Origin of the sequence: Streptomyces liliiviolaceus (assembly GCF_018070025.1) — a bacterium.
GTDB lineage: Bacteria > Actinomycetota > Actinomycetes > Streptomycetales > Streptomycetaceae > Streptomyces > Streptomyces liliiviolaceus.
In genome coordinates, this window is record NZ_JAGPYQ010000001.1 from 2,528,869 (window position 1) to 2,541,303 (window position 12,435).

Annotated in this window: 8 protein-coding genes; 3 read left to right on the forward strand and 5 right to left on the reverse strand. The window is 70.0% G+C overall.

Annotation, left to right across the window (positions count from 1 at the left end):
* Nucleotides 1-77: 77 nt before the first annotated feature.
* Together J8N05_RS11155 and J8N05_RS11160 are read right to left on the reverse strand one after the other, a co-directional pair.
* Nucleotides 78-3,218: a DUF3427 domain-containing protein gene (locus tag J8N05_RS11155; protein ID WP_210882291.1), complete on the reverse strand. Its 3,141-nt coding sequence runs from the start codon at nucleotides 3,216-3,218 to the stop codon at nucleotides 78-80.
* 47 nt (nucleotides 3,219-3,265) lie between these two features.
* Nucleotides 3,266-4,282, reverse strand: a complete 1,017-nt coding sequence (locus tag J8N05_RS11160) for an SEC-C metal-binding domain-containing protein (protein ID WP_210882292.1) — start codon at nucleotides 4,280-4,282, stop codon at nucleotides 3,266-3,268.
* Between the two features lie 217 nt (nucleotides 4,283-4,499).
* Here J8N05_RS11160 and J8N05_RS11165 point away from each other — a divergent pair, with 217 nt between their 5' ends.
* A complete protein-coding gene (locus tag J8N05_RS11165) occupies nucleotides 4,500-5,309 on the forward strand; it encodes a class E sortase (protein ID WP_210882296.1) in 810 nt (269 codons plus the stop codon).
* Between the two features lie 55 nt (nucleotides 5,310-5,364).
* Here the strand turns inward: J8N05_RS11165 and J8N05_RS11170 are convergent, their stop codons facing one another.
* The 3 genes from J8N05_RS11170 to J8N05_RS11180 are packed head-to-tail and all read right to left on the reverse strand — an operon-like array spanning nucleotide 5,365 to nucleotide 10,864.
* Nucleotides 5,365-7,647 (reverse strand): bifunctional serine/threonine-protein kinase/ABC transporter substrate-binding protein, encoded by a 2,283-nt coding sequence (locus J8N05_RS11170; RefSeq protein ID WP_210890136.1) that lies wholly within the window; start codon nucleotides 7,645-7,647, stop codon nucleotides 5,365-5,367.
* A gap of 35 nt (nucleotides 7,648-7,682) precedes the next feature.
* Nucleotides 7,683-10,031: a bifunctional serine/threonine-protein kinase/ABC transporter substrate-binding protein gene (locus tag J8N05_RS11175; protein ID WP_210882298.1), complete on the reverse strand. Its 2,349-nt coding sequence runs from the start codon at nucleotides 10,029-10,031 to the stop codon at nucleotides 7,683-7,685.
* Nucleotides 10,028-10,864 carry a hypothetical protein gene (locus J8N05_RS11180; RefSeq protein WP_210882300.1) on the reverse strand — a complete coding sequence of 279 codons (837 nt, stop codon included), beginning with the start codon at nucleotides 10,862-10,864 and terminating at the stop codon, nucleotides 10,028-10,030. Before J8N05_RS11180 ends, J8N05_RS11175 begins: the two co-directional genes overlap by 4 nt.
* A 222-nt stretch (nucleotides 10,865-11,086) precedes the next feature.
* Between J8N05_RS11180 and J8N05_RS11185 the strand changes: the two genes are divergently transcribed.
* Nucleotides 11,087-11,401, forward strand: coding sequence for a DUF6412 domain-containing protein (locus J8N05_RS11185; protein WP_210882302.1), 315 nt, complete (start codon nucleotides 11,087-11,089; stop codon nucleotides 11,399-11,401).
* Nucleotides 11,402-11,589: 188 nt separating this feature from the next.
* On the forward strand, nucleotides 11,590-12,378 hold the full coding sequence (locus J8N05_RS11190) for a YidC/Oxa1 family membrane protein insertase (protein WP_383940956.1): 789 nt from the start codon (nucleotides 11,590-11,592) through the stop codon (nucleotides 12,376-12,378).
* Nucleotides 12,379-12,435: the final 57 nt, after the last annotated feature.

Here is a 12,435-nt window from a genome sequence, read left to right on the forward strand (position 1 = left end):
GGCACTGACATCGCCACTGAAGCCTGGCTCAGCTGCGGTGCCTGTTGCTTCGCTGAGACGCGTCTCCTGGCGGTCTCTTAACCCGCCGCGATCGCTGAGTACGTCCACACATCGGCCGGAAGCTCATGCTTCAGGCGCCAAGTGATCGCCATCGGCTTGCTGCCGGTGTGCTCCACGTATGTTGCCGGGCCCAGGAGCATCCAGGGCTGGGACTTGCCGATGTCGTTGTTCTTGTAGCGGCGCATGAACAGGAGGATGTGGCTGCCCTGCTGTGCGTGTCGCTGGTAGCGCAGGCCGGTCGGGGAGTTCTCCGCCGTTGCGTTCTGCGATTCCCAGTGGAAGAGAGCGGGACTCAGCGCGTAGTCCTTGTAGCGGATGGTGGGGGAGAAGTCCTTTTCGTTCTTCTCCAGTGTGATCAACAGGGCGTCAGTCTGGATCTCATTGACGTACTGCACGCCCTGGGCGAAGGACCTCGGCATCTGGCCGCCGAAGCGGGCAACGCCGAGGGCGGCCAGGATCTCAGAACGGTTGTAGGCGCTGTGAACCTTCAAGGGGACATCATGGTGAGGGCCTGCGAGCGGGATCGGGAAGTGATCGGAGCGATCGATGACGTAGGACAGTACTTGTCGGAGTTCATCGCGGAACATATTTTGCGTGCGTAGCGATTCCAGGCCCTCTTGGAAGCTGGTGAAGCCCCCGGCGTTGTCCCACAGGTTGAAGAAGAGCATGCGGGCGTACATCTGGTCGAGGGGAGCTAGATCTGCGTACGTGGGTGCGTCATCCGAGAGCAGCCGAAGGTAAGCGCCGGCACGCTCGGGGTCGTCGACGTGTAGGAACGCGTGGACGCGCTTGAGAAGTGCCGCTTCCCTCGTGGGCGCCGGATCTTCGACGAGATCGGCCTTGCGCAGAACTGCCGTCCAGGAGTTGTCGCTCTTGTAGAGCTCCTTGATCTCTCGGCGGCTTTCGCGGAGATAGTCCGCGAGCCGCGGTGTGCTGTACGACTTGGCCTCGTTCGCCAACGTCTTGATCGTGGCGCCCAGCTGTGTGCGGATGTTGTCGAGGACGAGGTCCTTGGATTTCCCTTCCAGGATGATCTGGCACCCGGAGGGGAGCTGTGGGAAGTCTCGCTCGATGTGGTCTACGAGCCGGTTCCGTGTGAGGTTCGTCAGGGCTCGGAACTGTTCCTCGAAACGGAACTCCGCCCGATGCTGGCCGATGAAGTCCAGGACGGTGAGTACCGGCTTCGTCTGCGTGCGGCGTAGGCCGCGGCCTAGCTGCTGAAGGAAGATCGTGGCGCTGTTGGTGGGACGCAGGAGCAGAAGAGTATCGACGTCCGGAATGTCCAACCCTTCGTTGAACAAGTCGACGGAGAAGATCACCTGAAGTTTGCCGTCGCGTAGGTCGGCCAGAGCATCTGCACGCACTGCGGTGGGCGAGTCACTGTCGAGCGCCACGGCTTGGAACCCCGACGTGCGGAAACAGTCGGCCATGAAGTGAGCGTGAGCCTTGGACACACAGAAACCCAAGGCCCGCATGACTCCTGGGTTCGGAATCTTGTCCTGGATTTGCTTGATCACGATGCGGGCGCGGGCGTGGTGGCCCGTGTAGAGGTTGCTGAGTTCTTGTTCCGCGTACGTACCCTTCTGCCACCCGAGACGAGTCAGGTCTGTGCCATCCGGGATGCCGAAGTAGTGGAAGGGGCACAGCAAGTCATTCTCAAGGGCTTCCCACAGCCGCATCTCTGCTGCAATGCGGCCTTCGAAGAACTCATCTTGGACGTTTCGTCCGTCCATCCGCTCGGGTGTGGCAGTGAGACCGAGCAGTTCCTTCGGCTTGAAGTGGTCGAGGACTCGTCGGTACGTCGCAGCCGTGGCGTGGTGGAACTCGTCGATGACGATGACATCGAAGTGGTCGGACGCGAGTCGCTCCAGCCGCTCGACCTTTAGCGATTGGACGCTGGCGAAGATGTGGTCCCAGTCCCTCGGGTCCTCGCCGCCATGGAGCAATTCTCCAAAAGAGGCGTCGTCTAGTACCTCGCGGTACGTGCGCAGCGACTGCCGCAGGATCTCCTTGCGATGAGCGACGAACAGAAGCCTCGGTTTCCCATTGCCGAACTTCTCGTGCAGGGACCGGTAGTCCAGAGCCGCCATCACTGTTTTGCCCGTGCCGGTGGCTGCGACGAGGAGGTTGTGGTGCCGGTCGCGAAGCTCACGCTCAATGGTGAGGCGCTCCAACATGTCCTGCTGATGTGGGAAGGCGTGTACCTGGAGTCCGGAAAGGTTGATCTGCAGATCGGTGGCGGAACCTGTGCCGCTTGCTTGAGCTAGAGCTCGATCGAGTCGCTCACCGTCACCGTCAGGGTCGTAGGACTCGAAGGCGATGTCGTTCCAGTACGCGTCGAAGGTTGCCTCGAATTTGTCCAGGACCGCGGGGGTTGCCACCGACGACAGACGTACGTTCCACTCCAAGCCGTCGAGCAACGCAGCCTTAGACAGGTTCGAGCTGCCGACATACGCGGTGTCGAAACCGCTGTTGCGTCGGAACAGCCATGCCTTTGCATGCAGTCGCGTAGACCGGATCTCGTAGTTGACCTTTACCTCGGCACCGAAGTCACGGACCAGGCGGTCCAGTGCGAGTCGATCGGTGGCACCGATGTAAGTCGTCGTGATGACGCGAATCCGTACGTTCCGCTCCTTAGCGGCCCGGAGCGAATCTTCCAGTACGCGGATGCCGTACCACTTCACGAAGGCACACAGGAGGTCAACGCTGTCCGCGGTAGCCAACTCGGCTCGTAGTTCCGCGCCCAGACTTGGGTCATCCGAGGCGTTGGTGATAAGTGCCGTCTCTGACAGAGGCGTGAGGGGGCGGAGTGCGTAAACGCCCGGCGCCTCTTGCTCCGCGAGGGACAGCAGCTGCCGTGGGCCGTCCATGATGGCGCCGACAGCCTCGTCCGGCTCCGGCGCACTCTCATCGAGCGACGACAGGATCTGGTTAGCGGCGGCGACTCGCTTGTCGTGCGGTAGGCGGCTCAGCCTCCGCCCCACAGCTTCGGCGATGTAGCGAGCGAGTACATGCGGAGCCGATTGCGCACTGACTTCCTCGTGGATCGCCTTCCAGCCCGATGCTTCGAGCTGCTCTATCTGACCGTGAAGACTTTCAGTGATGAGCTGCTCATAGACACCCGCGTCCGGCTGCGCCAGATCCCCCGGCTCCGCCACCCGATACTCCCTCGATTGCACACTGCTACGTAGTGGGGGAAATCAGGTCACGCATCGCTGCCGTGGCACTCCCCATACCCCCGCCCCGACCCACACCAACACCCCGCCCCCCGCTCCGGCGGCCAAGCCACAGCGCGGCCCCGTGCCGCCAGCGTCGTCGCGTACTGCGGTAGCAGCGATGCTTCGCTCGGGGATGCCAGTTCCGAGGCTGCGAAGGCCTCGTACGACGGGACCGTGCCTGTGACGATGCCCAGGTTCGGGGTGCCCGAGGCGGACAGTTCGCGCAGGGAGGCCTCTATCGTCGACAGGTGGTCCTCGTGGGACGGGTACTCCGTGGACAGGTCCGGGTACGCCGTCAGGAGTTCGGTCAGTTCGGGGGCCGGCCAGTGGAGGACCGCCACCGGGAACGGGCGCGACAACGCCTCGCGGAACGTGCCCAGTTCGGCGCGCAGGCGGCTGATCTCCGCCTGCAGTTCCGCCGGGTTGTCCGAGCCCAGCGACCACACCCGCTTCGGGTCGTGCAGCTCGTCCAGGGTGACCGGGGAGGAGTTGAGCGTGTCCGCGAGGGAGTCCCAGTCGTCGTGGGACAGGCCCAGCATGCGGCGTACGCGATGGCGGCCGAAGAGGACCGGGTGCGTCGCGTACGGCGGCTCCGGGACGTCGGTCAGGAGGTGGACCGCCGCCTCCGTGAACGTCTCCTGCGCCGCCTCCAGCTCGTCGTGGGACTCCAGGGACTCGGCGACGATCACCCAGGGGGCCGGGTCGCGCGGTGCCGCGGCGCGGACGCCCTCGATGATCGCCCTGGCCTCCGCCTCGTGGCCGTACTCCCAGAGGTTGGCCGCCTTCAGGGCCCGTACCAGGAACGGGTTCTCCAGCGGGGTCGTGCTGGAGAGCAGGCTGTCGTAGAGAGAGGTGGCTCGCGGGCGGTCGTCGGCCAGTTCGAGGTGGGCCGCCGCCTGCACGAGCAGGTGTTCGGCGTCCTCGGGATACAGGCCGGCTGTCCGCTCCAGGCGTGCTGCTTCGGCGTTGTGGTCGACGTACTCGGCAGACGTGTCGGGGCGCATGAGTGACACCGTACTGCCGACCGCCGACAGAGGTGAGGTATGTGCAGGCCAGGGGTCGGATCGGCGCGCAGTGTTCAGCTGGTTGTCCAGCTGCCTGTCCAGCTGCCGGTTCAGCTTGCTGTGCGGCCGGGCGTTCATGGGGATGGTGAGTTGAGGGCCCAGCCCTTATCGTGCGGGCCCGGTCCCTGAGCCCCGGTCCCTGGCAGGAGGCGCGCGCGTGCGGGTTCCCGTCGTCCATCAGCAGGGTCGGCGGCGGCGTGCGCGGTACGCCCGGCTCCTCTGGAACGGCGCCGAAGTCGTCGTGACCCTCGGTGTCGTCCTCCTGCTCCTCGTCGCCCATCAACTGTGGTGGACCAACCGGCAGGCCAGGGAAGGCGCCGAGCGCAAGGTCCAGGCCCTGGAACGGGAGTGGGAGGCGGAGGGGGAGAAGGAGGGGGAGGGCGGCCGTGAGGACGGGGTGGCGTCCGGAGAGAGTGGCGCGGCTCCTCCCGCGTCGCGTACCGGTTCAGGTTCCAGTTCCGGTTCAGGTTCCGGTTCCGGCGAGGGCCGCTCCGGCACCGACTCACCGCCCCGCTGGGACCAGGCCTACGCCGTCCTCCGCATTCCCCGGCTCGGGCTCCGTGTGCCCGTCGCCGAAGGGGTCGGGAAGTCCGGTGTGCTCGACAAGGGGTACGTCGGGCACTATCCGGACACCGCCCAGCCCGGCCGCGTCGGGAACTTCGCTCTCGCCGGGCACCGGAACACCCATGGCGAGCCGTTCCGGTACCTCGACCGGCTGCGCCGCGGGGACCGGGTCGTGGTCGAGACCCGGGCCGCCGTCTACACGTACGCCGTCGACCGGACGCTGCCGCGGACCTCGCCCGGGGACGGCGGGACGATACGGGCGATTCCTCGCAGTACGGTCAAGCCGGCGTACGGGTACACCGAGCCCGCGCACTATCTGACGCTCACCACCTGCACACCCCAGTACACCTCCAAGTACCGCCTGGTCGTCTGGGGGAAGCTCCGTTCCGTGCGGCCCCGCTAGCCCTCGACCCCTCAGTCCCTCGATCCCTCAGTCCCTCGATCCCTCAGTTCCTCGATCAGGGCTTCTTCGCCTTGTCGTAGTGGCCCAGGAAGACCGGAGCGCCGTTCTCCACGCGGTGCAGGAACAGGCTGTTGACCCAGCGGAACTCGTGGGTCACCGGGTCGAACTCGATGGTCTTGGCGAGGCCCCGGTGGGTGGTCTGGCGGAGTCTGCGGACCAGTGCGCCCCGTTCGGGCTCGACACTGCCCAGCTCGCGCATGGCCTGCGCGACGAAGAGCACCGCGTCGTACGCCTCCACCGCGTACCGCTCGACCGTGCGTACCCCGAAGCGTTTCCGGTACGTCTCCACGAAGCGCGCCGCGGTCGGCAGCTCGGCCGGGTCCACATAGGTCGTGCTGATCAACCAGCCCTCGGCAGCCGGGCCCGCCTCCTTGAGGAACGCGGTCTGCAGTACGGGTTCCGGGGCCATCCGCGTGCCCCGGAAACCGGCCCGTGCCAGGGCGCGGGCGCAGCGGGCGGCCCGGTGCGGTGAGGTGCCGGCGTAGACGACGGCCTGGGCGTCCGCGGCGAGCACGGCGGCGGCGACCGGGTCGAAGTCCTCGCTGTCCGCGGGGACGGTGTAGGTCGTGGTCGTGCCCTGGGCGGGCGGGTACGCGCTCACGTCCTTGACGATCTGCCAGCTGGTCCTGCTCGCCGCCCGGTCGTCGATGAGTGCGGTCCTGCGGCTCTTCTCGGTGTGGCTGAGGTAGTGGATGAAGGGCGTCGCCAGGGCGTATTCGTCGGGTCTGAGGTGGAAGTACGCGCGGGTGGTGGTCGTGGAGTACAGATCGGCGCCGGAGGAGACGGACACCAGGGGCAGCAGTGCCTTCTCGTAGCGGGACACGGCGACCTCGGTGGCGGCGGCGCCGGTCGCGGCGATGACGGCGTACACGTCACGGTCCGCGACGAAACCGGCGGTCACTTCCTCGGCCCGTTTCGCCTTCCCGCCGTCGTCCAAGACCTTCAGCGCGAGATCGAAGGAGCGGCCACCCTGCGAGCCGGAGCCGGAGCCGGAGCCGGAGCCGGAGCCGGAGCCGGAGCCGGAGGTACGGGATTCGGAGCCACGGGAGCCGGAGTCGGCGGAGCCGGCGTTGAAGTCCGACACGGCGATCCGCGCGCCCCGTTCCTGGGCCCGGCCCGTCGCTCTGTCCGGTCCCGACAGATCGGCGTGCAGGCCGATGACGTACCGGGGGAGCGGCCCCGAGCCTGCCGAGCCGTCGCGGCCGGCCGCGGACCTGGCGGCGGCCCAGGCCGCGAGGCCGCCGCCGGTCAGGACGACCCCGGCCGCCGAACCCAGCGTCAGCAGACGGCGCCGGGAGAGGCCGGGGCGGGCCGCCTCCGGTACGTCGTCGTCGGGCTGTACGAGCGTGACGGGGCCGGAACCCGGTACCGGGCCGGGGTCCGGGTCGGGCAGGGACAGGACGGCCGACGAGCGTTCCGCGATCAGCCGGGGGAGCGAGGGCGGCAGCCAGTCGGGCTCCGGGCCGCCCTCGTCGGTCAGGGCGTCCCGTACCTCCTGCGCGGTGGGCCGGGCCCGGGGGTCCTTGGCGAGGCAGGCGGTCAGCAGCGGGACCAGGGTCCACGGCACGGCGTCCAGGTCCGGTTCCTCGTGGACCGTACGGAAGATGACGGCGGCCACGGTGCCGGTGCCGAACGGGCGGCGGCCGGTCGCCGCGTACGCCAGCACGCAGCCCAGCGAGAACACGTCGCTCGGCGGGCCGACGCCGTCGCCACCGGCCCGTACCCGCGCCTGCTCGGGCGAGAGATAGCCGGGCGAGCCGATCACCACGTCGCTCGCGGTCAGCGCGGTGGCGCCGGTGGAGCGCGCGATGCCGAAGTCGATCAGCCGGGGTCCGTCCAGGGCGAGCAGGACGTTGCCCGGCTTCACGTCCCGGTGCACCAGGCCCGCCGCGTGCACCTCGGTGAGCGCCTCGGCCAGCCGCGCGCCCAGGGCCCGTACCGTACGGTCCGGCAGCGGCCCGTGCAGCGCGACGGCCTCGGCCAGCGACGGGCCCGGTACGAAGGCGGTCGCGAGCCAGGGTTCGCGGGCCGCCGGTTCCGCCGCGGTGACCGGCACCACCCACCGTCCGGTGAGCCCGCCCGCCGCCTCGGCCTCGCGGCGGAAACGGGTCCGGAAGTCGTGGTCGGCCGCGTACTCGGCGCGGATCACCTTCAGGGCGACCAGCGTCCCGCCCGCCGAACGGGCCAGGTAGACCACGCCCATGCCGCCCGCGCCGAGCCGGCCGAGCAGCCGGTGACCGCCGACGGAGAGCGGGTCGCCGGGCCTGAGCGGGCGCAGTCCCGCGAACCCCTCCGCGTGTGCTCCGCTCACCGCTACACCTTGGAGGGGGCTTCGCCGAGGTAGCGGAACCTGCCGCCCTCGACCTGGTGCAGGAAGATGCCCCAGCCGGCGAACGTGCCGTCCTCCGGCTTGAAGGAGAACTCCTTGGTGATGCCCTTGTAGCGGCTCGCGCGCAGCAGCTCCACGAGCTTCTTGCGGCTCGGGGGACGGGCGGAAACCTGCTTGTTCTTGGCGTTCGTGGCCTTCAGCAGCTCCTGGACGACGAGGTTGACGGTGTCGTACGCCTCGGCCGCGTAGTAGCCGGGCGCGGCGTCGTAGCGTTTGCGGAACGCGGCGGTGAAGGCCTTCGCGGCCGGTACGGAGGCCGGGTCGACGAAGGACGCGGTCATCAGCCAGCCCTCGGCGGCCTCCCCGGCGCTCTTCAGGAACTCCGGGTCGATCACGGCCTGCGAGGCGAGCCGCGGTCCGTCGAAACCGGCCGCCGACAGCTCCCGGGCCACCCGGGCCGCGCCCGGCGCGTATCCGGCGTAGACGAACGAGCCGATCCCGGCCCGCAGCATGTCGGTGACGACCGGTCCCACGTCCTCGGTGCCCGCCGGGATCACCCGGGGGTAGGCCGGGCGGCCCAGACTGCGCATCATGGTGGCGTTGATCCCGGCGGACTCCTGGGCGTACGTCTGCCCGGTGCGGTCCTGGAGCAGACCGGCACGCAGCGCTCCCGCTCCCGGTGCCGACTGCTCCGTGGCCTTCGTGTGCTTCATGAGATAGACGCTCATGGGGAGGGAGAGGGCCGCGTCGCTGGGCCGGCAGTGCACGAAGGACCGGTACTCCTTCGAGGTCAGGAGCAGCCCTCCGGCCGAGACCGACAGCAACGGCAGCAGGGCCTCGTCGTACGTGCCGAGGACCGCGACGGCCGCCTCGTCGCTGGTGGGGCCGAGCACGGCGAGCACGTCGGTGTCCTGGATCAGCTTCTTCGCCGCGCCCGGCGCCCCCGCCGCGCTGCCCCCGTCGTCCACGGCCTTCAGGGCGAGCTCGAAGGGCTTGTCCTTACGGGAGTTGTACTGCTCGACCGCCAGCCGGGCGCCCCGCACCTGCGCCTCGCCCGCCTTCCGGGAGGCACCGCTCAGATCCGCCTGTACGCCGATGGCCCAGCGGCGGGTCCCCGGCGTACCCGGGTCGTCGTCGCGCAGGGCCGCCCAGGCCGCGGTACCGCCCGCCGCCATGAGCAGCGCCGCGCCGGACGCGAGGAGCAGCCGTCGGCGGCCGGGGGACGCGGGCTCCGCCGCCATGTCCTTGGTCTCGCCCGAGCCCCCGGAGCCCACTGTGCTTTCCGCGCCCCCAGTGCCCCCAGTGCCCCCAGTGCCCCCTGTGCCTTCCGGGTCCCCGGTCCGGGTTCCGGCGGCCGTCGGCTCGATGTCGGGGAGCGCCAGCATCTCGGCCGAACGGTCGGCGATGCCCCGTACGACGTCCTCGGGCAGCCAGGCGATCTGCTCGCCCCGGGGGATCGCGTCCTCGACCAGCAGGACCGTGTCGATCTGTTCGGCCGTCGGACGGTCCGCCGGGTCCTTCGCCAGGCACAGGCGCAGCAGCGTCAGCAGGTCGACACCACCGGCGGAATCGGCGGAGTCGGCGGAATCCGTGGAGTCGTCGGCGTCGGTGGGGGCGGCGGGGACGCCGGACAGGTCCGGTTCGTCGTGGACCGTGCGGTAGAGCAGGGCGTCCGCTGTGCCGAAGCCGAACGGCGGCCGGCCGCTCGCCGCGTACGCCAGCAGACAGCCCAGCGAGAAGATGTCGCTCGCCGGGCCCACCGCCGCGCCGCGCGCCTCGGCCTGCTCGGGGGAGAGGAAACCGGGCGTGCCGACGACCAGGTCGGTGGAGGTGATCGCGGTCCCGTCGGTCGACCGGGCGATCCCGAAGTCGATCAGGCGGGGGCCGTCCATGGCGAGCAGGACGTTGGCGGGCTTGACGTCGCGGTGGACCAGCCCGGCCGCGTGCACCTCGCGCAGCGCGGCGGCGAGCATCCTGGCCAGGGCGAGCACGCTGCGGGTGGGCAGCGGGCCGTGCCGGACGACCGACTCCTCAAGCGAGGGGCCCGGTACGAAGGCGGTGGCCAGCCACGGCTCGTCCGCGTCCGGGTCCGCGCCGGTGACCGGCACCGCCCAGGGGCTGCTCACCCGGCGGGCCGTCTCGACCTCCCGGCGGAAGCGGGCACGGAAGTCGGGCTCGTCCGCGTACTCGGACCGGACGACCTTGACGGCGGCCAGGGCGCCGGCCTCGGTACGGCCGAGGTAGACCACGCCCATGCCGCCCGCGCCGAGCCGGGCCAGCAGCCGGTGGCCGCCGATCCGTGCGGGGTCGGTGGGGAGCAGCGGCCCGCTCATTGCGGTGCCTCCAGTTCGGTCTCGACGCGGCTCAGCATCTGACCCGCTCCCTGTCGCAGCGCGGAGTCGACGTCGTCGTCGGAGCGCCCCTTCGCCCCCCGGCCGACGACGGCCACGGTGACCTGGCCCAGCCGGCTCTGCACCCAGTAGTAGTAGTGGGGGCCGCCGAGTGTGTCGCTGTAGTACTTGCCGCCCTCCGTGAGCGAGTCCTCGGAGGTGAAGTTGGCCAGCAGACCGTAGGCCGCGCCCTGCGAGAGCAGTCCGGTGATCCGCTCGCCCTGGCGGAGCTGCTGGTCGGGACAGCGCAGCGCTTCCTCCAGCATGCCGGCCATTTCCCAGTCGGCGTCGTTCACGGTCCGGTGCACGGTGACGACGGCGGTGACGCGGATCGGGCCCTTGCCGCCCTCCGCGGGCAGTTCGCTGTTGCGGGTGAGGCTGGCGAGCACCGTCGAGGGCAGCGGCTCGCGCTCCCACACACAGTCGGAGTCGAGTACGGGCCAGGAGCCGGGGTCGCTCTCGTACGGGCTGCGCCGTACGAAGCCGGGGCCCCAGTTGGTGGGCGTCGCCGCGACCGCGCGGGCCAGGCGCAGGCCCTCGGCGCGGGTCTTCGGCGCGCGGTCGGGATCGGGGGTGAACCCCAGGGTGGTGGCGCTCGCGCTGGGGGCGGCGCCGGTGGAGCCGGTGGTGGTGGGGGCCGGGCTCGGGGGCGAGCCGGAGCGGGTGGATCCGGCGGACCCGTCACCTCCGGTCCCCGAACAGGCTCCCAGGCCCCCCAGTAACAGCCCGGTGGCCACGACACCCGTGAACAGCCGCACGGGTCTCCGGTATCCCATCAGCGCCCCCATCCGCACACGCGTTCCACGCGTTCCCCGCTGGGAGGGTACCGACTATGCCCCTGGGGTACTACGGGCTTGCTGGAGTCCGTCCGGCGGCCCCCGGCGGCGCATCCTGTATAACGGCAGGAGGCCATGGAGCGCGGAGAAGCTGCGGGTGATCGCCGATCATGGCGGACCGTCGCGGAACAGAGTCGCGGAACAGAGGGGAGGGAGCAGTCGATGACACGGACCTGGGCGCACGTGAAGCCCGCCGTCCTGCTGCTCGTCCTCCTTCTGCAGGTGGCGTTCCTGGACACCGGCAGCCTCTCCGGAGCCGTCGCCGTCACGTTCGCGGCGACCGCCGCGGCCGGGTCGGCGCTCGCCGCCTGTTCCCTGATCTCCTCACGCCTCGCGCCCGCCGTGCCCCGGACCCGGGTCCGCACCGCCATGCGCGACCGTGAGCAGCGCACGGCGTTCCTGCCGCAGCGCGATCCCGACGCGCGGGGGCGCAGGCGTCCCCGCGCCCCGGGCCGGTCCCTCCTGACGGCCGCGTAGGGACTCCGCAGCAGCGTTCACCCGATCCTCCTGATCGTGTTCCTCCTGTTCCTCCTGCTCCGCCTGCTTGCGCAGTGCCCCTCGCGGGTCGTCATGCCGACGCACGTCACGTCCCACTGCGACGCACGTGCCGCCACGTCACATCTCCTCGGCATCGACGCACCACGAGACCCACGGAGGGCTCACCCATGTTCGCCACCTTCATGTCCGCTTTCGCGAGCCTCGTCGAAGGACTCGCCGATCTGCTCGGCCCGCTCTTCCACGACTCGGCGACGGCCGCCGCGATCGTCCTGTTCACCGCGTTCGTACGGCTCCTCGTGCACCCCCTGTCGCGGGCCTCGGCGCGCGGGCAGCGGGCGCGGGCCGCGTTGCAGCCGCGGATCGCCGAGCTGCGCAAGAAGCACGGCAAGAACCCCGAGAAGCTGCAGAAGGCGGTGATGGAACTGCACGCGGCGGAGAAGGTGTCCCCGCTCTCCGGGTGCCTGCCGAGCCTCTTCCAGCTGCCGGCCTTCTTCCTCCTCTACCACCTGTTCTCCAACTCCCGGATCGGCGACGAGGCGAACTCCCTGCTCGCCCACAAGCTGTTCGCGGCGCCGCTGGGGGACCGGTGGGCGGACGCGCTGGGCGACGGCGGGGTCCTCGGGGCGCAGGGCCTTGTGTACATCGGGCTGTTCGTGATCGTCGCCGTCGTCGCGACCTTCAACTACCGCCGGACCAAGCGGACGATGGCCGCGGGGGCGGCGGCGAACGCGGGCGGTGCCTCGGCATCCGGCGAGGGGCAGCAGGCGGTGCCGGGCATGGGAGCGATCACCAAGATCATGCCGCTGATGTCCTTCTTCACGCTGCTGACCGTGGCGTTCGTGCCGCTGGCCGCCGCGCTGTACGTGGTGACCAGCACGACCTGGAGCGCGGTCGAGCGGGCGGTGCTGTACCGGGACATGCCGGGGGCCGTGCCGGCCGCCGCGGTCATGGGCTGACGGACGTGCCCGTCCTCGCGGTCGACGGACCGGCTCCCGTGGTGACGGTCCAGTCCG